The organism is Rahnella inusitata (assembly GCF_018288855.1).
In the GTDB taxonomy this organism is placed as follows: domain Bacteria; phylum Pseudomonadota; class Gammaproteobacteria; order Enterobacterales; family Enterobacteriaceae; genus Rahnella; species Rahnella inusitata.
In genome coordinates this window covers 416052-438849 of record NZ_CP065024.1, presented here as the reverse complement: position 1 = coordinate 438849, position 22798 = coordinate 416052, and the positions used below count along the sequence as shown (strand labels likewise).

Sequence of the window (22798 nt, the reverse complement as noted above, 5' to 3'; positions counted from 1 at the left end):
CTCGCTCATTTTTAGTCCTGTGATAGAACGGCTATTTTACCTTGTTCCACGCGGAACATCTTGCCCTTTTCACCCATCATATCGGTCACTTGCTCAGCGCTTATCGCACTGACAAAAACCTGTGCCTGGGTGGCTTTCAGGCGATCGGCCAGCAACCGACGTCGGTCGGCGTCCAGCTCGGAGGCAAAATCGTCAAGAAGATACAGGCAACGCCGCCCGCTCTGTCGGGTGAGAAACTCACCCTGCGCTAACCGGAGCGCGCACATCAGCAATTTCAGCTGCCCACGGGACAGCAAATCTTCCACCGGCGTGCCGTCGGCACGAATGCGGAAATCCGCTTTATGCGGACCTGATGCGGTATAGGTTAAGGCTCTGTCGCGCTCAAAGTTACGCTCCAGCAACTCGCCGTACTCAGTTTCCTTGTCCCATCCACGCTGGAAAGAAAAACTGAGGTCGAATTCAGGCAGGAATTGCGCGCAGGTCGCGCTGATATCAGCCGCGATCGCTTCGCTGTACGCTGCCCGCCATTCGCTAATGCGCTCGGCTAACGGGATCAATTCCTGATCCCAGGCACGAATTTGCGCATAACGACTCACCTGGCGCAGCGCGGCGTTGCGCTGCTTGAGTAACCGTCGCAGGTTGCTCCAGGCGATAAAAAAACCGGGGTCGTGATGGAAACAACCCCAGTCGATAAACGCCCGCCGGTACTTCGGCCCGCCATTGAGCAGGGTGAAGCCTTCGGGGGTGATAAGTTGCATCGGCAACATCTGCGCCAGTTCGGACACTTTGTGGCCGTCACTGCCGTCGATGCGCACTTTACTGTCGCCCTGACGGCTTTTGCTCAGGCCGATCGACACTTCGCGATCGCCGCCGTCATCCACGCGGGCGTGAAGAACGAACTCCGGTTGGTCGTGACGGATCACGCGCCCTGCCTGCAAACTGCGAAAAGCACGGCCGTGCCCGAGCGTATACACCGCCTCGAGCACGCTCGTTTTACCGCTGCCATTGGGACCGACGAGAAAGTTAAAACCGGGCGACGGGTCTAAATCCGCCGCCTCAATGTTGCGGAAATCTTTTATCAGTAAGCGCGTTAAGGCCATTAATTCAGATCAAAGCCTCATCGGCATGACGACATAGGCCGCCGACTGGCTGGCGGCATCTTCGATCTGCACGCTGGACACAGAGTCTGTCAGCAGCAGATTCACGTCTTCGCACTTGAGCGCATTAAGCACATCCAGTACATAACTGACGTTGAAGCCGATTTCCATTTCGGTGCCTTCGTAGCCGACGTCCAGAATCTCTTCTGCTTCTTCCTGCTCCGGGTTATTGGCGGTGATTTTCAGCTGGTTATGGCTGACATACAAACGCACACCACGGAATTTTTCGTTGGACAGGATAGCTGCACGGGCGAAGGCCTGTTTCAGCAAATCGCACCCGGCTTGCAGCGTTTTGTCGGGATTCTTCGGCAATACGCGGCGATAGTCAGGGAAACGGCCATCAACGAGTTTGGAGGTAAAGATAAAGTCGCCGACATGAGCGCGAATATTGTTGCTGCCGATTTGCAGCTGCAACGTCGTGTCACCGCCGTCAAGCAGACGCACCAGCTCCATCACGCCTTTACGAGGCACGATCACCGAATGCGACGGCAGTGACTGGCCGATTGGCATGGAACATACCGCCAGGCGGTGGCCGTCAGTGGCGACAGTACGCAGTTCTTCACCTTCGGTTTCGAACAGCATGCCGTTTAAGTAATAACGAACGTCCTGATGCGCCATCGAGAACTGCGTGGCTTCGATCAGACGTTTCAACGTGGCCTGCGGCAGGGTGAATTCCACCTCGCTTTGCCAGTCGTCGAGATTAGGGAAATCTGTTGCCGGCAGGGTCGACAGCGAGAAACGGCTGCGGCCTGAGCGTACCAGCATGCGGTCACCGTCGAGAGCGACGGAAATTTCCGCGCCTTCAGGCAATCCACGGCAGATATCAAAAAATTTACGCGCCGGTACCGTCGTGGCACCCGCTTCATGGGGCTGGGACAGCGCGACTTTCGCCACCATCTCCATTTCCAAATCCGTCCCGGTCAGCGACAACGCGCCATCCGTCACCTGTAATAACAGGTTACCCAGAATAGGCAACGTCGGTCGTCCACCCAGCGGGCTACTGACCTGTTGCAGTGGTTTCAGCAAATGCTCACGTTCAACAATAAATTTCATAGCGCTAGGAAGATAATGTTCTGATTAAGTTGGAGAAATCTTCTTTGATGTCGTGACTTTCTTCACGCAACTGCTCGATTTTACGGCAGGCGTGCAACACCGTGGTATGGTCCCGACCACCGAACGCATCGCCGATTTCTGGCAGGCTGTGGTTGGTCAGCTCTTTCGCCAGCGCCATCGCCATCTGGCGTGGGCGGGCTACCGAACGGGAACGCCGTTTGGAAAGCAGGTCAGCGACCTTGATTTTATAATATTCGGCCACTGTTTTCTGAATATTATCGATAGTGACCAGCTTCTCCTGAAGCGCTAATAAATCTCGCAGCGCTTCACGAACGAAGTCGATGGTGATCGCGCGCCCGGTAAAGTTGGCATTGGCAATCACGCGGTTCAGTGCGCCTTCAAGCTCACGCACATTGGAACGCAGACGTTTAGCAATAAAGAAGGCCACTTCCCCCGGCAGACGGATATCGTTCTCGTCGGCCTTTTTCATCAGGATCGCCACGCGGGTTTCTAATTCAGGTGGCTCGATCGCCACCGTAAGGCCCCAGCCGAAACGGGATTTCAGACGATCTTCAACACCATTGATCTCTTTCGGATAACGATCCGAGGTCAGAATGATCTGCTGATTACCTTCCAGCAAAGCATTGAAGGTGTGGAAGAACTCTTCCTGTGAACGTTCTTTATTCGCAAAGAATTGAATGTCATCGATAAGCAACGCATCGACGGAGCGATAGTAGCGTTTGAACTCTTCGATGGCATTGTTTTGCAGCGCTTTGACCATGTCCTGAACAAAGCGCTCGGAATGCATGTACACCACTTTCGCATTGGCTTTACGCGCCATGATGCCGTTGCCGACCGCGTGCAATAAGTGGGTTTTACCGAGACCGGTGCCGCCATAAAGGAAAAGCGGGTTGTACGCGCCGCCCGGATTATCTGCCACCTGACGCGCCGCCGCGCGGGCCAGTTGGTTAGACTTACCTTCAACGAAGTTATCGAATGTGTGTTTCGGATTCACGTTAGAACGGTAAGACAGCTCAGGTTGTACCGGCGAGCTGTCCCAGCTTGGACGAGAAGGCGCCAGGCGCGGGATCGCCGGTGCTGACTGCGAACTGACGCTGGCCGCAACAGGCTGGCTGACGCGCTGAATTAACGGTTTGCTGCCCACTTCAAAGCGCAGCAACGGCGCGTTTGCACCGCAAAAATCATTGAGCAAACCATTAATGTTATTGAGATATTTGTCGCGAACCCAATCCAGGACGAAACGATTCGGGGCGTAAAGCGCCAGCGTATTGTCGTTGAGTTCCGCCTGTAGGGGGCGTATCCACATACTGAATTCTGTGGCAGGTAGTTCATCCTGCAAACGGGCAAGACATTGCTGCCAAAGCGAAAGTGACACGGCGGACTCCACTCGAACAAGATCAAAAAAAGAAAAGGATCAGGATATTTTTTAAATCATGATTTTTGACACACGTCCCGCCCGGTGAATGGGGGAAATTTCTTTCGCCACCCTGTCAGCGGCATAAAGTCACGTGCGAACCGCTTTTTGCGGTTTTTGTCGACAGCATCCCGGCTGGGATCACGATCGGAATGGCGGATCATAACGCAATCCGACACAGAGATCCTCCCCTTACTGACAGTTTAGATCCTTTTTATCCACAGGCAGCCATCAGCAAGTGGGTAAGCTTAGCCGATCCTTTTAAAATTAGGCGATGTAATCATCACTCTGGTGAAAAAATAGGACTCCGCTGAGGTATTTTTCAGCAGGACGCCGATAAGATCTCAGGCCTGTGGATAAGGATCAGACGAGGATCCTTGCGATTTGCCTCAGAGTCCGTATAATTCTCAGCCCTATGTGTCAAGCCTGTGTTCCTGATGGTCATAACCAGATGGATTTGCGGTGTGACCACGGGCCATTCTGGTAAACATTTGGACCCTTTCTGGCAATGTAAATTGACTCAGGACTGTACAGTTATTACAATCCCGCTTCTTTATATGTTGCGACAAGGGCATCGGTCGTATTTTCGCCGAAATGTCTTCGCGTTTACTGATCAGTAATAATTTAAGTTTAGGTAGAAATCGCTATGAAACGCACTTTCCAACCGTCCGTATTGAAGCGCAACCGCACCCACGGTTTCCGTGCTCGTATGGCAACCAAAAATGGTCGTCTGGTTCTGGCCCGCCGTCGTGCGAAAGGCCGTACTCGTCTGTCAGCTGCTTCCAAGTAATAAAGCTAATCGAATTAGTGGTTAAGCTCGCTTTTCCCAGGGAGTTACGTTTGTTAACTCCCCGTCATTTCACTTTCGTCTTCCAGCAGCCACAACGGGCTGGCACGCCGCAAATTACGATACTCGGCCGCCTGAACGAGCTGGGGCATCCCCGCATCGGTCTTACCGTCGCTAAAAAACACGTCAAACGCGCTCATGAACGCAATCGGATCAAACGCCTTACCCGCGAAAGTTTCCGACTGAATCAGCACGCGCTGCCGGCGATGGATTTTGTAGTGGTAGCCAAAAAGGGTGTCGCCGATTTAGATAATCGCGCGCTGACGGAAGCGTTGGAGAAATTATGGCGTCGACATTGCCGACAGGCACCCGCATCCTGATTAAACTGATACGTGGTTATCAGTTGTTCATCAGTCCTTTGCTCGGGCCGCATTGCCGCTTTCGACCAACCTGCTCTCAATACGGTATTGAAGCAATTGGTCGTTTTGGCGTGTTAAAAGGCAGTTGGTTGACTTTGAAACGCGTATTAAAATGCCATCCTTTGAACCCAGGTGGTGATGACCCCGTACCGCCGAAAACCGACAATAACAGAGAACTCTAACGATGGATTCGCAACGCAATCTTTTCCTCATCGCTCTGCTGTTCGTGTCTTTCATGATCTGGCAGGCATGGCAAACGGACCACGCTCCGCAACCGGCCAACCAGACCACGCAACAGACTGCGAATACTGCAAACGGTGATGCTGCTAACCAGGCTGTTCCTGGCAGCGGTCAGGGTAAATTAATTACAGTTAACAGTGATGTTCTGTCATTAACTATCAACACCCGTGGTGGCGACATTGAGCAGGCTCTGCTGACTGCTTACCCAACGACTCTGGGTTCTAACCAGCCTTTCCAGTTACTGGAAACCACTCCTAATTTCGTCTATCAGGCGCAAAGCGGTCTGACAGGCAAAAACGGTCCAGACAATCCGGCTAACGGCGAACGTCCTCTGTTCCAGGCAAGCTCGGATTCCTTCACATTAGCTGAAGGTCAGTCTGAACTGCGCATCCCGATGACCTATACGGCTCAGAACGGTGCGATTTACACCAAAACCTTCGTTATCAAACGTGGCTCTTACGCGGTGAACGTTGAATACAACATCAACAACACCTCGCCAGCCCCGCTTGAACTGACTATGTTTGGCCAGTTGAAACAAACCACCGATTTGCCTAAGCACCGTGATACCGGCAGCAATAACTTTGCTCTGCACACGTTCCGCGGCGCGGCATACTCCTCCAGCGATGACAAATATCAGAAGTACGCGTTCGATAAGAGCGAAGCGCTGAATGTCACCACTCAGGGCGGTTGGGTTGCGATGCTGCAGCAGTATTTTGCGACAGCGTGGATCCCGTCTGCGAAAGACACCAACACTTTCTTCACCACGGCCAACAACGGTATTTCAACGATTGGCTTTAAAGGCACACCGTTTACCGTGGCACCGGGTGCGCAGCAACAAGTTGCTTCCATCCTGTGGGTCGGCCCTGAAATTCAGGACAAGATGGCCGCTATCGCGCCTCACCTTGACCTGACAGTGGATTACGGTTGGTTATGGTTCATCTCTCAGCCACTGTTCAAACTTCTGAAATTCATTCAGGGCTTTGTCGGTAACTGGGGCTTCTCGATCATCGTTATCACCTTTATTGTCCGCGGTATCATGTATCCACTGACCCGCGCGCAGTACACGTCGATGGCGAAAATGCGTATGTTGCAGCCGAAACTGGCGGCCATGCGTGAACGTATCGGTGATGACAAACAGCGCATGAGTCAGGAAATGATGGCGCTGTACAAGTCTGAGAAAGTGAACCCGTTGGGTGGCTGTCTGCCGCTGGTTATTCAGATGCCAATCTTCCTGGCACTGTATTACATGCTGTCTGGCTCCATTGAATTGCGTCATGCGCCATTCATCCTGTGGATCCATGACCTGTCAGCGCAAGACCCGTACTACATTCTGCCGGTTCTGATGGGTATCACGATGTTCTTCATTCAGAAGATGTCGCCGACTACCGTGACCGATCCAATGCAGCAGAAGATCATGACCTTCATGCCGGTCATCTTCACCGTGTTCTTCCTGTGGTTCCCTTCTGGTCTGGTGGTGTACTACATCGTCAGTAACCTGGTCACCATCCTCCAGCAGCAGCTGATTTATCGCGGGCTGGAAAAACGTGGCCTGCACAGCCGCGACAAGAAAAAGTCATAAGTGATTGTCAGGGCGGCTTCCGTCCTGACAGCTAAACTTGATGATAAAAAGACAAAGGCGGTCATTTGACCGCCTTTTGCACATCCAAATACCCGGTATAATTCGAGCGCAGCCAACGCATCTGCAGGTTGATGTATGCCGGATATGAAAAGAGATAAAACGCTATGAGTACCTCAGATACCATTATCGCCCAGGCAACCCCTCCCGGTCGCGGCGGCGTTGGCATTTTGCGCATTTCAGGCCGTGCGGCGCGGGATGTGGCACTGGCTGTCTTAGGTAAGCTGCCCAAGCCCCGCTATGCCGACTATCTGCCGTTTCAGGATGCAGACGGCAGCACGCTGGATCAGGGCATCGCACTGTGGTTCCCCGGCCCGAATTCCTTTACCGGCGAAGATGTGCTGGAGCTACAGGGCCACGGCGGCCCGGTGATCCTCGATTTACTGCTCCGTCGCATTATCGCGCTGGAAAACGTGCGCATCGCGCGTCCCGGTGAATTCTCTGAACGTGCCTTCCTCAACGATAAGCTTGATCTGGCACAGGCTGAAGCGATCGCCGATCTCATTGATGCCAGCTCCGAGCAGGCCGCACGTTCAGCGGTAAACTCCTTACAGGGCGCGTTCTCTCAGCGAATTCATCATCTGGTGGAAGCACTCACTCACCTGCGAATCTTTGTGGAAGCGGCGATTGATTTCCCGGATGAGGAAATCGACTTTCTGTCTGACGGTAAAATTGAAGCCAAGCTCAATACCGTAATGGGCGATCTCGACGCCGTGCGTGCCGAAGCGCGTCAGGGCAGCCTGCTGCGTGAAGGGATGAAAGTGGTGATTGCCGGACGGCCTAACGCCGGTAAATCCAGCCTGCTGAACGCCTTAGCGGGTCGCGAGGCGGCGATCGTCACAGATATCGCCGGTACCACCCGCGACGTACTGCGTGAACATATTCATCTTGATGGCATGCCTCTGCATATTATCGATACCGCCGGTCTGCGTGAAGCCAGCGACGAAGTCGAGCGTATTGGTATCGAACGTGCATGGAATGAGATCGAACAGGCTGACTTAGTGCTGTTCATGGTCGATGGCACGACAACTGCCGCGACAGAGCCTGCCGACATCTGGCCAGAGTTTATGGCGCGCCTGCCCGCGACATTGCCGATCGTCGTGGTGCGCAACAAAGCAGACATTACCGGCGAAGCGCTGGGTCAAACTGAAGTGAATGGTCACTCACTTATCCGCCTTTCCGCCCGTACCGGCGATGGCGTTGATTTGCTGCGCGATCATCTTAAACAGGTCATGGGCTTCAACCACAATATGGAAGGCGGATTCCTCGCCCGCCGCCGCCACCTGCATGCGCTGGAAGATGCCGCACAGCATCTGGTTCAGGGTAAAGACCAGCTGTTAGGGGCGTGGGCCGGTGAATTGCTGGCAGAAGAGTTACGTCTGGCGCAGCAGTCGCTCAGCGAAATCACCGGTGAATTCACGTCCGATGATCTGCTGGGACGCATTTTCTCGAGTTTCTGTATTGGTAAGTGATTTGGGCACCTGAACGTAAAAAACCCACATCGCAAAATGTGGGTTTTTTATTATCTTTCACTCAATGCCCTGACCGGACTTTATAAACTCGTCCGGTCTGCGCGTTAACGTCCAATCTTGTTCAGAGCTTGAAGCCCGCCACCACGGTTTCCAGCTGAACGGTTTGATCCTGCATCGCCTGAGCGGCGGCAGACACCTGTTCCACCAGCGCGGCGTTTTGCTGCGTGGCGTTATCAAGCTGGGTGATCGCAATATTGACCTGCTCAATGCCGAGACTTTGTTCCTGACTGGAGGACATGATCTCGTTCATCAGCGTCGCCACGTTATTCACGCCGCCCATCACTTCATCCATTGTCGTACCCGCCGTGGCCACCAGTTGGCTGCCGGTGGCAATATCCGCCACCGAGTCTTCGATGAGTTTTTTAATTTCGCGGGCAGAGGTGGCCGAACGCTGCGCCAGACTGCGAACTTCCGATGCGACCACAGCAAAACCGCGCCCCTGTTCACCGGCGCGCGCGGCTTCCACCGCGGCATTGAGCGCCAGAATATTAGTCTGGAAAGCGATACCGTCGATCACGCTGATGATATCGACAATCTTGTGTGATGAACGGCTGATCGAGCCCATGGTCACTACCACCTGTTTCACTACGTCAGACCCTTTCTCAGCAACGGCCGACGCATCGCGCGCCAGTTGGTTTGCTCCTTCGGCATTTGCGGCGTTCTGTTTCACCGTGCTGGTGAGCTCTTCCATTGAGGCGGCCGTTTGCACAATAGAGCTGGCCTGTTCTTCCGTCCGTGCGGAGAGATCGAGATTTCCGCTGGCGATCTGCCGCGATGCCGAAGTGATTGCCATACTACTGTCACCGACCTGGCGCAGGATAGATTGCAGGAAAGACAGGAAGCTGTTGAAGCTCTGGTTGATCGCATTGAACTCAGGGCTACGGCTGTCCGGTAAACGACGGGTAAGATCCGCGCCCCCGGCAGAAAGCTGACTGATGTTTTTATGCAGCGCAGCCAGCTGGCGCATGAAAATTTTGATAGCGACGATCAGTACAATTAACAACAGCAAGACCATCGGGATTTGCACCATGCCAAGACTGGCAAGAATGCTGTGCGTGCGCGCCTGCAACTGGCTGGTGGGCATATCCGTGACGATATACCACGGCCCCTGAATGTTGCTCATAAACATCGTGTGGGACGTGCCGCCGCTGTCGTAATCCGCTACCACATTCGCCGCACCGTTAATCTGATCAAGGCTTTTGCGGATTTGCGCGGCAAGTTGGGACTGTTCCCCCAGTGACGCCAGTTTTGGCAGTTTTTCATCGCTGGCGTGGCTGGTGCCGACGATCGTCCCGTCTTTCTCAACGATGTAAATTGTCGCATTGACCTTTTTCTCCATCTCAGTCACCAGCTGGTTGAAGAAGCCCAGGGTGACATCGATAGTGGCTACGCCCCACTGTTTGTCACCTTTGTAAATTGGCATCGCACAGTTGGTTCGCGGCTGGGTGCTGGCGTCGTCAAAATAGGCCGGAGCCCAGACGCACTGCCCTTTTTCACCTTTTGACGCTGCCATATACCAGGATTGCTCGAAGTAGTTTGGCGATTCCGCGCTGTTCCAGAAGGTGTTGACCGTCAGTTCATTATTATTATTACGAGCAAAGAAGGTGCTGAATTTGATTTTTGCGGGATCGCGCTGATTTGGCAGCGGCCAGATACCTCCGCCAAAGACAGCGGCGTCACCATACTGATCGACCAGCGCAGGTAGCAGGCGATCAATGCTGTCGCTGTCCATCTGTGCCACGGTTTGCGTGATGGTGCGCACCTGTGATTCCACTTTATTCAGACGATCGTTGATGGCGACCGCCACATCATCTACCTGATTGGCAACCAGATTAGTTTCTGTTTGCTTAAGTTGGGGAGCGATAAAGACCTGGATAACAATGAGCGTAACGATGACCAGCACAATAAAAAACAAGCTGATCAATGCGATAAAGCGAGACTGTGTTGTTTTTAACATATTAGGGTACTCACCGGCAAAGCAGCGAGATCGCTGCTTAACTACTAACGGCATTTTCTGATGTTTCTTTATGTTGCTATAGTAGATATATCTGGTGGTCAGATCATCGGGGTGAAAAACCAGAACATCGTGCGGATGATATTCTTTCTCACTATCAAGCTAACAACGTGATAGCGTTCACTAAAGCGTTATGAAAAACTTTCTGAAACGTAATAAAACTGTGGTGTATCACGGGTTTTAAGCGGTTTTTAATGATTTCTCTTAATGTTATTCTTATCGCATGTTGAGAAAATATGGTCGAACCATTAATCATGGAGTGAACAATGGCGTGCCATTTTGCAAGATGGGCTGTAACGGATGCAGAACCTGATACACATCGGGTGCCCAGAGACATCGTATTATCCGCAAGAAACCTTTCCGAAAAACAGTGCCGACGCTTTCTGAACGGTCGCGTTCTGCTGGCAGAAATGATTTTCTATTTGTACGGCATTCCCGAGTTGCCCAACGTCATCACCTTACCCAGCGGTCGCCCAAGCTTTGAGTCCCCCGATTTGCCGGATTTCAGTCTGGCCTATGCCGGCAGCACGGTCGGCGTATTGATCAGCAGCGAAGGTAAAGTCGGGCTTGATCTCGAGATCATTCATGCCCGCAGCGCACTGGTGAATCCTCAACAGCAGGTGCAACTGTCCGCCGTTGAAAAAACCTGGATTGCCATGCAGTCCGATCCTGTCGAGTCCTCCCTGCAATTGTGGTGTATCCGCCAGAGCATGCTGAAGATGTCTGGCATCAATGATCAAAATCCCCTGACGCTCAGCTTAAATCCAGCCTCCGGACGTTTACGTTCAACCGTCACGCCGGAAGCGCAGGTGATGAGTGACATAGAAGGCTCGATCACCTGGGCGTGTGCGCAGTCGCCGTCGATTATCCGTTTGCAATGCTGGCGCTATGAACCGGAAAACGGGTTTACCCGCACGCAAACCCTATCAGTGGATCAGCAATCTGAATCGCCGCACTACATGAAATTCATCAGCCTGCCGCCAGCTAAATAAAACTTCACTTATGTTTTCATTAACGTTGTATATCGTGGAGCGGCTTTTCGTTTATGGTAGAACCCTACGTTAACCAAAGCAGGAGAACGCCATGTCAGCTCAGCCACTGAAGTTTGTCACACTGTTAGGGAGTCTTCGTAAAGGGTCTTATAACGCAATGGTGGCCCGCTCGCTGCCGAAAGTCGCGCCAGCCGGTGTCACCATTGAGGCGCTGCCGTCTATCGGCTCAGTGCCGCTATACGACGCCGACGTTCAGCAGGAAGAGGGGTTCCCGGCCGATATCGAGGCCATTGCGGAACACATTCGTCAGGCAGATGGCGTGATCATCGTGACGCCAGAATATAACTACTCGGTACCGGGTGGCCTGAAAAATGCCATCGACTGGATTTCCCGTTTGCCTAACCAGCCGCTGGCCGGTAAACCGGTACTGATCCAGACCAGTTCAATGGGGCCGGTTGGCGGTGCGCGCTGCCAGTATCATTTGCGTCAAATTCTGGTGTTCCTGGATGCGATGGTGATGAACAAACCTGAGTTCATGGGCGGCGTGATCCAAAGTAAAGTCGATGAACAGACCGGTGAAGTGATCGACCAGGGCACGCTGGATTTTCTTAAGGGGCAGCTTACCGCCTTTGCTGATTACACGCATCGCGTCAGTCAATAATTCCCGCATTACCCAATGCAAAAAGCCCGCTCACTGTTTAAACGTGAGCGGGCTTTTTTAATGCCTCAAGACGGGGCTCTTACCAATTAATGCCCGTCAACGAACGCGATTTTCAGCACGAACAGCAATGCCACGACCACTACGCACGGGCTGATTTCTCTCCAGCGGCCAGTGCCCAGTTTCATCACGACGTAAGAGATGAAACCCAGCGCGATACCTTCGGTAATGGAGAAACTGAACGGCATCATCACCGCTGTCACAAATGCCGGAACGGCTTCGGTCAGGTCATCCCACGACACGCGCGCCAGACTTGAGGTCATCAGAACGCCGACATAAATCAGCGCGCCTGCGGCGGCGTATTCCGGAACCATGCCTGCCAGGGGTGAAATAAAGATAACCAGCAGGAACAGCAAACCGGTGACCACGGCAGTCAGGCCGGTACGGCCACCCACAGAGACGCCTGAGGTGCTTTCGATGTAAGCGCCTACTGATGATGTCCCGATGAATGCGCCCGCCACAGAAGCCACGCTGTCGACATACAGCGCCTGCTTCATCTGCGGGAATTTACCCTGCGCATCGGCCAACCCGGCTTTGTCGGTCACGCCAATCAGCGTACCGGAGGAGTCAAACAGGTTAACCAGCATGAAGGAGAAAATCACGCCTGCCAGACCGATGTTCAGTGCGCCTTTCAGGTCCACCTGACCAACAACGGTAGTGATGCTCGGCGGCATCGACCAAAAACCGTTGTAATGCACATCGCCAATCGCCAGACCAATCAGCGTCGTAACGACAATAGACACCAGCACAGAGGCGTGGAAATTACGCGACGCCAGCACGGCAATAATGAAGAAGCCCAGCACGCCAAGCAGTACGTTGTGCGAGGTCAGGTTGCCGATGGTCACGATGGTGTCCGGGTTCGGCACGATGATCCCGGCGTTTTTCAGCCCCATCATGCCGATGAACAGCCCGATACCGGCGGTGATCCCCACGCGCAGGCTGATGGGAATATTGGCGATCATCCAGTAGCGGATGCGGAAGATGGTCAGCAGCAGCAAACCGACAGCGCCCCAGAAAATCGCGCCCATCCCGACTTGCCACGACACGCCCATCGCGCCCACGACGACAAACGCAAAGAACGCGTTCAGCCCCATCGCCGGTGCCAGCGCCACCGGCAGGTTAGCAATCACACCCATCAGGATGCTGCCAAACGCGGCGATCAGACAGGTGGTGACAAAGACAGCCTGCTTATCCATTCCCGCGACGCCCAGGATTTGCGGGTTCACGAAAACGATGTAGACCATGGTCAGGAAGGTGGTTAAACCCGCGATAGTTTCAGTGCGAACCGTGGTGCCGTGCTGCGTCAGTTTAAACAGACGCTCAGCCAGCCCTTTTCCACCGGTCGCGTTGCTGTGTGGTGTGCTCATGTGTGAGTTCCAAAATGGGGGAAAAACAATCGGGGGGTATCCTAAGGATTTTAGCCGAAAAGCGCCAGCACTGGATGGGGGCGGGAAGACTGACCGCAGTAGCGGTCAGTCGACATTGGCGATTAATCAGTCTTTGAGCACCGCGAGATCATGCGCCAGCATGCGTTTTTCCAGCTCCACCAGCGAGCGCAAGCCATCGGCCAGCGGCAGGGTTTTATCATTGAAGATTTCCAGCGACCACGGGCCGCGAAAGCCTTTTTGATTCAATGTACTGACGAAATCCACCAGCGGTAAATCGCCCTGTCCGGGATAACAACGGTAACTGCGGCTCCATTGCTGGACGTTCATGTCTTTGTAAGGCGCGTCGGCCAGTTGCAGGAAGCTGATTTTATCCAGCGGCACCTCGTCCAGCCGGTCGAGATTGTCACCGACAGCCAGAACATGAAAACTGTCGAGCACAATGCCGAGTGCCGGATGATTCACTTCGCGTACGCGATCCCATGCCTGCAGATAGCGGTTAACATGTTTCCCCCACGCCAGCGCTTCATAACCGATGCGGATGTCGTACGGCTGCGCCATTTCTGCCAGCGCAGCGAGATCGGCAATCTGAACGTCGCGTTCGGCTGAGCTGTCGGCGTCGGTATTGCTGCATACCAGCAGGTGGTCGCAACCCAGTTCGCTCATCAGATCAAACTGACGTCGCGCGCTGGCGAGCTTCTCCGGGCGTTTTCCTGGCGCAATACCTTCGAAATCGCGAAAAGGCTGCAGCAGGAAAATCTGCAATCCCAGAGAATCGGCCAGATTGCGGATAGCGATGGGTTTAACCGGGTTTTTCAACAAGTCATCTTCGAAGATTTCCACGCCATCAAATCCCGCCGCGGCAATGGCCTTAAGTTTTTCAGGCAAGGTTCCGGGCACAGAAACCGTCGCAATGGAGCGTAATCGTGAAGTTACTGGCAAAATAGCATCCTTTTTTTTCAGGTTTCGGTTCTTACAGTAGTGGACCCTGATCCCCGGTTCGTCAAGTGCCACCGGTGGGTGTGAATGCACGGATTGTCGCCCGGCGGATTGTAACTGAGCGGATCAATGGTTAATCTCTGGGACGTAAATGTGGTTAATGATGAGGGTAAGACGCTGAGCAGCCAAAGTTCCCCGGCGCCGGGACGTAAAAATGATCCGATAGGCCTGAAGCAGCGTATTTTTGACAGCGCGCTGGCTGAATTCGCCGAGTCTGGCCTGATGGGCGCGCGGATGGAGAATATCGCCTCCAATGCCAACACCACAAAACGTATGGTGGTCTACCACTATAAGACCAAGGAAGCGCTGTATTTACTGGTGCTGGAGCACGTTTATCGTGGGATCCGCCAGCACGAGCTGGATCTGGATTTATCGGCGTTTCCGCCCGCCGAAGCGATCGTCAAGCTGGTGGAAGCCAGTTTTGATTTCCACGTCTCGCATCCGGAATTTATCCGTATTGTTTCGACCGAAAACATGTTGCGCGGGCGCTTCATCCGCCAGTCCACCAGCATCCGTGAGATCAACAAATCGGCCTTAACGGTGCTGGAAGATATTCTCGAACGTGGAAAACAGAGCCACCTTTTCAAGGACGACGCGCAGGCGCGTGACGTTCACCGGCTGATCAGCAGCCTGTGTGTGCATCAGGTGGCTAACCAGTACACCTTCGGCGCATTGTTTGAAAATCCTGACGAAGTGGATTTGCAGGTCGCGCATTATCGCCAGCTGGCGGTGGTGGTAGCACTGCGGTATGTGATGAAATAACCGCTGATCGGACAGCAAAAAGGCCTCGTGTGAGGCCTTTTTTGTTTTTAGCGTTTCGCTGACGTTGCACTCAATAATTCGCGTTGCAGAAAGGCGAATGATGAAGGACAGATCACTCTTTCTTTTCTTTGCTGTCTGTCAGCAACTTATCTAATGCATCGCCGCCAACGTGACGGAAATCCTGACCTTTCACGAAGTAGAAGATGAATTCGCAAATGTTCTGACAACGGTCGCCGATACGCTCGATAGAACGGGCGCAGAACAGCGCAGTCAGAACGCTTGGAATGGTGCGCGGATCTTCCATCATGTAGGTCATCAGCTGGCGCACGATGCCTTCATATTCCTGATCCACTTTCTTGTCTTCACGGTAAATCCGCACCGCTTCGTCGAGATCCATGCGTGCGAAGGCATCCAGTACGTCATGCAGCATCTGCACGGTGTGACGGCCCAGTGACTCCAGGCTGACCAGCAACGGCTGATGCAGATGCGAGAATTTCTCCAGCGCGGTACGGCAGATTTTATCCGCCACGTCGCCGATACGCTCCAGCTCGGAAATGGTTTTAATGATCGCCATGACTAAACGCAGGTCGCTGGCAGTCGGCTGGCGCTTGGCAATGATGCGTACGCAGGCCTCGTCGATCGCCACTTCCATCATGTTCACTTTGTCATCGCCTTTGATGACCTGCTGCGCCAGCTCCGCGTCCTGATTGTGCATCGCGGTGATAGCGTCCGTCAGTTGCTGTTCAACCAGACCGCCCATCACAAGCACCTGGGTGCGGATGTGCTCAAGCTCTGCGTTGAACTGGCCGGAAATATGTTTGTTTAAGTTCAGGTTATCCATTTTTCTTACCTCAACCGTAGCGGCCAGTAATGTAATCTTCAGTCTGTTTACGCGCTGGCGAAGTGAACAGCGAATCGGTGTCGCTGTATTCGATCAGTTCGCCCAGATACATAAACGCAGTGCGGTCTGAACAACGCGCAGCCTGCTGCATGTTGTGCGTCACAATCACTACCGTGTAATCGGATTTCAGTTCGGTGATCAGCTCTTCGATACGGCCAGTGGAAATCGGATCCAGCGCCGAGCAGGGTTCGTCGAGCAGCAGCACGTCAGGGCGGATCGCGATACCGCGCGCGATACACAAACGCTGTTGCTGACCGCCTGAGAGGCTGTAACCGCTCTGATGCAATTTGTCTTTGGATTCATTCCACAGCGCCGCTTTGGTCAGCGCCCACTGCACGCGCTCATCCATATCGTTACGGGAAAGCTTCTCAAACAGACGCACGCCAAATGCGATGTTGTCGTAAATCGACATCGGGAACGGCGTTGGCTTCTGGAACACCATGCCGACTTTGGCGCGCAGCAGGGCGATATCTTGCTTATCGACCAGAATATTTTCGCCATCGAGCAGGATTTCGCCTTCCGCGTGCTGCTCAGGATACAGCTGATACATTTTGTTGAACGTGCGCAGCAGTGTGGATTTTCCACAGCCCGACGGGCCGATAAATGCAGTCACTTCGTTCTTGGCAATATCCAGGGAGATATTTTTCAGCGCGTGGAATTTGCCGTAATAAAAGTTCAGATCGCGAACCTGAATCTTGCTGTTGGATGCGTCAGTCATTCTCAGACATCTCTCTTATTCGCGCGCCGCATCGCGACGCCGGGAAAACAGTGACGGCAGCCGTTATCGCCTGCCATCCATCATGAATTATTGTTTTTTCTGCGCGAAAATCACACGCGCCAGAATATTCAGCAGCAGCACGCACAATGTAATCAGCAGCACGCCCGCCCACGCCAGTTGTTGCCATTCGCCAAACGGGCTCATCGCAAACTTGAAGATGGTCACCGGCAGGTTGGCAATCGGCTGCATCATGTCGGTGCTCCAGAACTGATTGGAGAGAGACGTGAACAGCAGTGGCGCGGTTTCACCGGCAATACGGGCAATCGCCAGCAGGATACCGGTGATGATGCCGGACACCGACGCTTTGAGCGTGATGGCGGAAATCATCTTCCATTTTGGCGTACCCAGTGCGTAAGCCGCTTCACGCAGGCTGTCCGGCACCAGTTTGAGCATGTTTTCGGTGGTGCGGATAACGATAGGGATTTGCAGCAGCGCCAGCGCCAGAACGCCCGCCCAGCCGGAGAAATGCCCCATTTTCGCTACCATAATGGTGTACACGAACAGGCCAACGACGATGGAAGGCGCGGAAAGCAGAATGTCATTGATGAAACGAATGAACTCCGCCAGCCAGGATTTGCGGCCATATTCTGCCAGATAAATCCCCGCCATCACGCCCAGTGGCGTACCGATCACGGTCGCCCACAAAATCAGTAATCCGCTGCCCGCGATGGCATTCGCCAGACCGCCGCCCGCCGTATTCGGTGGCGGGGTATTTTCAGTGAACAGCGCCAGCGACATTCCGTCGACGCCTTTCACCACGGTGGTGAACAGGATCCACACCAGCCAGAACAAACCGAACGCCATCGTCATCATAGAGACCAGCAGCGCCAGACGGTTTTTCTGCCGACGCCATGCCTGACGTTTGCGGCGCGACTCCAGCAGTTCAGGGGTGCTTTGCATTTCGAGTGTCGTCATCTTAACGGCCCTCTTTCTTAGCCAGACGCAGAATCATCACTTTCGACAGCGCCAGAACGATAAAAGTAATCACGAACAGAATCAGGCCCAGTTCCATCAGCGCGGCGGTATGCAGACCGGCTTCGGCTTCGGCGAATTCGTTAGCCAGCGCCGAGGTAATACTGTTGCCCGGCATATACAGCGAGACGCTGTCGAGCTGGTAGGTGTTGCCGATGATAAAGGTCACCGCCATGGTTTCACCCAATGCGCGCCCCAGCCCTAACATCACACCGCCAATCACGCCGTTTTTAGTGAACGGCAACACGATGCGCCAAATCACTTCCCACGTCGTACAACCGATGCCGTAAGCGGACTCTTTCATCATCACCGGCGTTTGCTCGAACACGTCGCGCATTACCGAGGCGATGTAAGGGATGATCATGATAGCGAGGATCACACCCGCAGCCAGAATACCGATACCAAATCCGGGACCGGCGAACAGGGCGCCAACAATCGGGATGCCGGAAAGTACGTCACCGACTGGCGTCTGGAAGTATTGGGCAAACAGCGGTGCAAAAACGAATAAACCCCACATGCCGTAAACTATGCTGGGAATAGCCGCCAGCAGCTCGATGGCAATGCCTAGCGGACGTTTCAGCCAGTTCGGAGCCAGTTCGGTGAGGAATAACGCGATACCAAAGCTGACCGGTACGGCAATCAGCAAGGCGATAATCGAGGTGACGACGGTACCGTAAATCGGCACCAGTGCGCCGAACTGCTCGTTCGGGGCGTCCCAGGTTTTATTCCAGAGGAAGGATAAACCGAACTTTTCAATGCTCGGTAAGGAAGCAATAAACAGCGAGACGATAATACCGCCCAGCATTAATAACACGATCAGCGCAGCCAGTTTGACCAGCGCGCCGAAGATGATGTCACCGTTTTTGCTTGGTGCCTTGATAGCCGGCTTGTATTCAGCCATACCACTCTCTTTTAATTCAGATTTAATTCCCTCCCCGGCCGGAGAGGGAATGAAGCAGAAGACTTGTACTCTATATCAGACGGAAGGTCAGATCCTAGTACAGTGCTTTGCCGCTGGAGTCTTTTACATTGGTTTTCCACGCTGCGCGGATCTGTTCAACCACAGAATCAGGCAGTGCGGCGTAATCCAGGTCGGTCGTCAGCTTGTTACCGTTTTTGTAAGCCCAGTCGAAGAACTTCAGCACTTCAGTGCCTTTAGCTGCATCTTGCTGGTCTTTGTAAATCAGGATGAAGGTGGTGGAGCTGATTGGCCACGCATTGTCACCTTTCTGATTGGTCAGGTCCTGAGCGAAGGTTTTCGTCCAGTCAGCGCCTTTGGCCGCTGCGCTGAAAGATTCTTCAGTCGGGGTAATGGCTTTACCGTCGGCATCCACCAGTTTGGTGTAAGCCAGGTTGTTTTGTTTCGCGTAAGCGTATTCTACGTAGCCGATAGAACCTGGCAGACGCTGCACGAATGCCGCCACGCCGTCGTTACCTTTACCGCCCAGACCGGTAGGCCAGTTAACGGTAGAACCAGAACCGATTTTCTCTTTCCACTCGTTGTTCACTTTCGCCAGATAGCTGGTGAACACGAAAGAGGTACCGGAACCATCAGCACGGCGTACCACCGCGATGTTAGTGTCTGGCAGTTTCACGCCAGGGTTCAGCTTAGTGATCGCCGCGTCGTTCCACTTTTTGATTTTGCCGAGGTAAATATCACCCAGCGTTGCACCGTCCAGAGTCAGCTGACCGGATTTGATGCCAGGGATGTTAACCGCCAGTACCACGCCACCGATCACGGTAGGGAACTGGAACAGGCCGTTTTTGGTCAGATCTTCTTCTTTCATCGGGGCGTCGGACGCACCGAAATCAACGGTTTTGGCGATGATTTGTTTCACGCCGCCGGAAGAACCGATGCCCTGATAGTTAACCTGATTACCGGTTTCTTTCTGATAAGCATCTGCCCACTTCGCGTAAACAGGTGCAGGGAAGGTACCGCCAGCGCCAGTCAGGTTAGAGGCAGCGAAAGCAGACATTGCTGTGAGGGAAAAAGTCGCTGCTACAAGACCGGCGACGGTGTTACGCATCAATTTCATGTTCCACTCCTGGTGGTTTTAAACTTCCCGACTAATGTCGACGTTAATTAAAGTGTTAGGCACAGGAGGAAAATAGGACAGTTTGGTGACAGTAAAATGTACGTTATATGACAGTTTTATGACAATGGTCATAATTCAGGCAATACGGCAAAACTGAGGGGTTTTGAGGCGTGCCCTGGTGGAGAAATGACCGCTTACGGCAGTGTTTCGTCGGAAACCGAGTGTTGAATACGCCGCAATAACTCTTTCTCTTCATCACCGGTCAATTCCCGTGATTCCCCCAACGGCAGCCCTTCCAGATGAATATTCATAATGCGCACGCGTTCAAGACGGGTCACCTCAAAACCAAAATACTTCGACATGCGGCGGATCTGACGGTTAAGGCCCTGCACCAGCGTAATACGAAAAATATATTCCGATTCTTTCACCACTTTGCAGGCTTTGGTCACGGTGCCCAGCATCGGAACGCCAGTGCTCAGGCCGAGAATGAATGCGTCGGTCACCGGCTTGTTGACGGTCACCACGTACTCTTTTTCATGATCGTTACCGGCGCGCAGAATTTTGTTCACCATGTCGCCGTGGTTGGTCAGTAAAATCAGTCCCTGCGAATCCTTATCCAGACGCCCGACCGGAAAGATACGTTTGCTGTGATGAATCAGTGTTCCGATGTTATCCGGCAGACTTTCGTCCATCGAGGTAATAATGCCTACCGGCTTGTTCAGCACGAGCAGCACCAGACCGGTTTCATCTCGTTGCCCTATGAGCTGGCCATCCACCTTCACTACATCGCCGTCAAAGACCTGAGCGCCAAATTCGGCCTGCAAATCGTTAATCAATACCCGCCCGTTTTCGACATAACGGTCAGCATCACGCCGCGAACACATGCCGCTGTCGCTGATGTATTTGTTAATCCGTATGGAAGAAGGGATCGGCATTGCGCAGAGAACCTCTGTAAAAGGCGGACTATACCTTGTTGCGTCGCAGAAATAAAAAAGCGCCCACGGGGGGCGCTCAGAAGCACAAATCTTAAAGACTTATTCTACCGTCACAGACTTCGCAAGGTTACGCGGCTGGTCTACGTCGGTGCCTTTGATCAGCGCGACATAGTAGGACAGCAGCTGGAGCGGAACGGTGTAGAAAATCGGTGCGACGATTTCTTCAACGTGTGGCAGCTGAATGATCTTCATGCCGTCGCTGTCGGTAAAACCGGCATTCTGATCGGCGAAGACATATAGCAGGCCGCCACGGGCGCGCACTTCTTCGATGTTCGACTTCAGCTTTTCCAGCAGTTCGTTGTTTGGCGCAATCACGATCACCGGCATATCGGCATCAATCAGCGCCAGCGGGCCGTGTTTCAGCTCGCCTGCTGCATAGGCTTCGGCATGAATATAAGAGATCTCTTTGAGCTTCAGCGCACCTTCCATCGCAATCGGGTATTGATCGCCGCGACCGAGGAACAAGGCGTGATGCTTGTCAGAGAAACCTTCTGCCAGAGCTTCGATGGTTTTATCCAGCGACAGCATCTGCTCGATACGCGCAGGCAATGCCTGAAGCGCATGAACGATGTCGTGCTCAACCTGCGGCGCTACGCCTTTCAGACGACCCATACGCGCCACCAGCATCAACAGAACGGTCAGCTGAGTGGTAAACGCTTTGGTCGATGCAACGCCGATTTCGGTGCCCGCTTTGGTCATCAGTGCCAAGTCGGATTCACGCACCAACGATGAACCGGCCACGTTACACACGGCCAGAGAACCGAGATAACCCAGTTCTTTGGACAGACGCAGGGCGGCCAGCGTATCGGCCGTTTCGCCGGACTGGGACAGCGTGATAATCAGGCTGCCCGGACGTACAGCAGATTTGCGATAGCGGAATTCAGATGCGATTTCCACATCACAAGGCATACCGGCCAATGATTCAAACCAGTAACGCGCGACCATACCGGAGTTATACGACGTCCCGCAGGCAATAATCTGGATATGCTGAACGCGTGACAAAATGTCGTCAGCCTTTTCGCCCAGTTCGCTCAGATTCACTTCACCATGGCTGAAACGGCCTTCCAGGGTGTTTTTGATCGCCAGAGGCTGTTCGTAGATTTCTTTCTGCATGTAGTGACGGTAAACGCCTTTATCACCCGCGTCGTACTGCACTTTGGATTCAATTTCTTCACGCTCAACTGCATGACCATTTTTGTCATACACGCTGACCGAGCGACGTTTCACTTCCGCCACATCGCCTTCTTCCAGGAACAGGAAGCGACGGGTGACCGGCAGCAATGCCAACTGATCGGAAGCAATGAAGTTTTCACCCACGCCACGACCGATCACCAGTGGACTGCCGGAACGGGCGGCGACCAGAACGGACGGATCACGGCTGTCCATCACGACAGTACCGTATGCGCCACGCAGTTGCGGGATAACACGCTGAACCACTTCCAGCAGCGTGCCGCCCTGAAGTTGTTCCCAATGCACCAGATGCGCGATCACTTCGGTATCCGTTTCGGAATCAAAACGGTAGCCGCGTTCAATCAGTAATTCACGCAGAGGTTCGTGGTTTTCAATGATGCCGTTATGCACCACCGCGATGTAATCGGACACATGGGGGTGGGCGTTAGCTTCAGAAGGTTCGCCGTGGGTTGCCCAGCGGGTGTGCGCAATACCGGTGCCGCCGTGCAGTGGATGTTGATCCAGCGCGTCAGCCAGCATCTGGACTTTGCCCAGACGACGCAAACGCCCCATTTTCCCTTGCGCATCAATCACAGCCAGACCGGCTGAGTCATAACCGCGGTATTCGAGACGGCGTAAACCTTCTAACAGAATTTCAGCAATATCGCGTTGCGCTACTGCGCCTACAATTCCACACATCAGTTTTATTCCTATTGAAGGTCTTTCGGGACCTTTTTTGATGCCTGACCTGATTTATCCGCGAGCCCCGTTTTCCGGTGTACTTACGGTTCCCCGAGCCTTGTAGAAGTTGGGGATT

At 53.5% G+C, this 22798-nt stretch carries 20 protein-coding genes and 1 pseudogene; 8 read left to right on the top strand and 13 right to left on the bottom strand.

The features are described 5' to 3' along the window. Positions 1 to 11 precede the first annotated feature (11 nt). From recF to dnaA, 3 genes are read right to left on the bottom strand one after another with little or no spacing between them, the layout of a single operon-like run. A complete protein-coding gene (gene recF, locus I2123_RS02050) occupies positions 12 to 1100 on the bottom strand; it encodes a DNA replication/repair protein RecF (protein ID WP_112165374.1) in 1089 nt (362 codons plus the stop codon). 9 nt (positions 1101 to 1109) lie between these two features. Then, entirely contained in the window at positions 1110 to 2210 is a 1101-nt protein-coding gene (dnaN, locus tag I2123_RS02045; RefSeq protein WP_195825566.1) for a DNA polymerase III subunit beta, read from the bottom strand. 4 nt (positions 2211 to 2214) lie between these two features. Next, positions 2215 to 3606 carry a chromosomal replication initiator protein DnaA gene (dnaA, locus tag I2123_RS02040; protein ID WP_112165378.1) on the bottom strand — a complete coding sequence of 464 codons (1392 nt, stop codon included), beginning with the start codon at positions 3604 to 3606 and terminating at the stop codon, positions 2215 to 2217. Positions 3607 to 4291: 685 nt separating this feature from the next. Here dnaA and rpmH point away from each other — a divergent pair. From rpmH to mnmE, 5 genes are all read left to right on the top strand, one after another. Continuing rightward, positions 4292 to 4435 carry a 50S ribosomal protein L34 gene (gene rpmH, locus I2123_RS02035; RefSeq protein WP_072158100.1) on the top strand — a complete coding sequence of 48 codons (144 nt, stop codon included), beginning with the start codon at positions 4292 to 4294 and terminating at the stop codon, positions 4433 to 4435. A 17-nt stretch (positions 4436 to 4452) separates the two neighbouring features. Continuing rightward, on the top strand, positions 4453 to 4812 hold the full coding sequence (gene rnpA, locus I2123_RS02030) for a ribonuclease P protein component (RefSeq protein WP_072158101.1): 360 nt from the start codon (positions 4453 to 4455) through the stop codon (positions 4810 to 4812). Next, positions 4776 to 5033 carry a membrane protein insertion efficiency factor YidD gene (yidD, locus tag I2123_RS02025; protein ID WP_072158102.1) on the top strand — a complete coding sequence of 86 codons (258 nt, stop codon included), beginning with the start codon at positions 4776 to 4778 and terminating at the stop codon, positions 5031 to 5033. The genes rnpA and yidD overlap by 37 nt, the downstream gene beginning before the upstream one ends. A 2-nt stretch (positions 5034 to 5035) precedes the next feature. After that, positions 5036 to 6670 carry a membrane protein insertase YidC gene (gene yidC, locus I2123_RS02020; protein WP_112165380.1) on the top strand — a complete coding sequence of 545 codons (1635 nt, stop codon included), beginning with the start codon at positions 5036 to 5038 and terminating at the stop codon, positions 6668 to 6670. A 164-nt stretch (positions 6671 to 6834) separates the two neighbouring features. Then, positions 6835 to 8199 (top strand): tRNA uridine-5-carboxymethylaminomethyl(34) synthesis GTPase MnmE, encoded by a 1365-nt coding sequence (gene mnmE / locus I2123_RS02015; RefSeq protein ID WP_213051689.1) that lies wholly within the window; start codon positions 6835 to 6837, stop codon positions 8197 to 8199. A 121-nt stretch (positions 8200 to 8320) separates the two neighbouring features. Here mnmE and I2123_RS02010 read toward each other — a convergent pair whose 3' ends face one another. Next, on the bottom strand, positions 8321 to 10216 hold the full coding sequence (locus I2123_RS02010) for a methyl-accepting chemotaxis protein (protein WP_213051688.1): 1896 nt from the start codon (positions 10214 to 10216) through the stop codon (positions 8321 to 8323). A 323-nt stretch (positions 10217 to 10539) separates the two neighbouring features. On the opposite strand from I2123_RS02010, the gene I2123_RS02005 reads away from it, so the two are divergent. Together I2123_RS02005 and I2123_RS02000 are read left to right on the top strand one after the other, a co-directional pair. Further along, on the top strand, positions 10540 to 11265 hold the full coding sequence (locus tag I2123_RS02005) for a 4'-phosphopantetheinyl transferase family protein (protein WP_112165386.1): 726 nt from the start codon (positions 10540 to 10542) through the stop codon (positions 11263 to 11265). Between the two features lie 91 nt (positions 11266 to 11356). Beyond that, positions 11357 to 11926 carry an NADPH-dependent FMN reductase gene (locus tag I2123_RS02000; protein WP_112165388.1) on the top strand — a complete coding sequence of 190 codons (570 nt, stop codon included), beginning with the start codon at positions 11357 to 11359 and terminating at the stop codon, positions 11924 to 11926. 86 nt (positions 11927 to 12012) lie between these two features. On the opposite strand, the gene I2123_RS01995 is transcribed toward I2123_RS02000, so the two are convergent. Together I2123_RS01995 and I2123_RS01990 are read right to left on the bottom strand one after the other, a co-directional pair. Continuing rightward, positions 12013 to 13350 (bottom strand): NCS2 family permease, encoded by a 1338-nt coding sequence (locus I2123_RS01995; RefSeq protein ID WP_112165390.1) that lies wholly within the window; start codon positions 13348 to 13350, stop codon positions 12013 to 12015. A 153-nt stretch (positions 13351 to 13503) separates the two neighbouring features. Further along, positions 13504 to 14310, bottom strand: a pseudogene (locus I2123_RS01990) (sugar phosphate isomerase/epimerase family protein); the annotation flags it as partial. A gap of 126 nt (positions 14311 to 14436) precedes the next feature. Here I2123_RS01990 and I2123_RS01985 point away from each other — a divergent pair. After that, complete coding sequence (locus tag I2123_RS01985; RefSeq protein ID WP_112165394.1) at positions 14437 to 15129, top strand: TetR/AcrR family transcriptional regulator; 693 nt, start codon at positions 14437 to 14439, stop codon at positions 15127 to 15129. Positions 15130 to 15241: 112 nt separating this feature from the next. Here I2123_RS01985 and phoU read toward each other — a convergent pair whose 3' ends face one another. The 7 genes from phoU to glmS form a co-directional block, all read right to left on the bottom strand. Next, on the bottom strand, positions 15242 to 15970 hold the full coding sequence (phoU, locus tag I2123_RS01980) for a phosphate signaling complex protein PhoU (RefSeq protein WP_112165396.1): 729 nt from the start codon (positions 15968 to 15970) through the stop codon (positions 15242 to 15244). A 10-nt stretch (positions 15971 to 15980) separates the two neighbouring features. Continuing rightward, complete coding sequence (gene pstB, locus I2123_RS01975; protein WP_112165398.1) at positions 15981 to 16748, bottom strand: phosphate ABC transporter ATP-binding protein PstB; 768 nt, start codon at positions 16746 to 16748, stop codon at positions 15981 to 15983. A gap of 87 nt (positions 16749 to 16835) precedes the next feature. Further along, a complete protein-coding gene (gene pstA / locus I2123_RS01970) occupies positions 16836 to 17723 on the bottom strand; it encodes a phosphate ABC transporter permease PstA (RefSeq protein WP_112165400.1) in 888 nt (295 codons plus the stop codon). Position 17724: 1 nt separating this feature from the next. Beyond that, positions 17725 to 18681 carry a phosphate ABC transporter permease PstC gene (pstC, locus tag I2123_RS01965; RefSeq protein ID WP_112165402.1) on the bottom strand — a complete coding sequence of 319 codons (957 nt, stop codon included), beginning with the start codon at positions 18679 to 18681 and terminating at the stop codon, positions 17725 to 17727. Between the two features lie 94 nt (positions 18682 to 18775). Further along, entirely contained in the window at positions 18776 to 19816 is a 1041-nt protein-coding gene (pstS, locus tag I2123_RS01960; RefSeq protein ID WP_112165404.1) for a phosphate ABC transporter substrate-binding protein PstS, read from the bottom strand. 194 nt (positions 19817 to 20010) lie between these two features. Beyond that, complete coding sequence (gene rluF, locus I2123_RS01955) at positions 20011 to 20751, bottom strand: 23S rRNA pseudouridine(2604) synthase RluF (protein ID WP_213051686.1); 741 nt, start codon at positions 20749 to 20751, stop codon at positions 20011 to 20013. Positions 20752 to 20850: 99 nt separating this feature from the next. Beyond that, a complete protein-coding gene (gene glmS, locus I2123_RS01950; RefSeq protein WP_112165408.1) occupies positions 20851 to 22680 on the bottom strand; it encodes a glutamine--fructose-6-phosphate transaminase (isomerizing) in 1830 nt (609 codons plus the stop codon). Between the last annotated feature and the right edge of the window lie 118 nt (positions 22681 to 22798).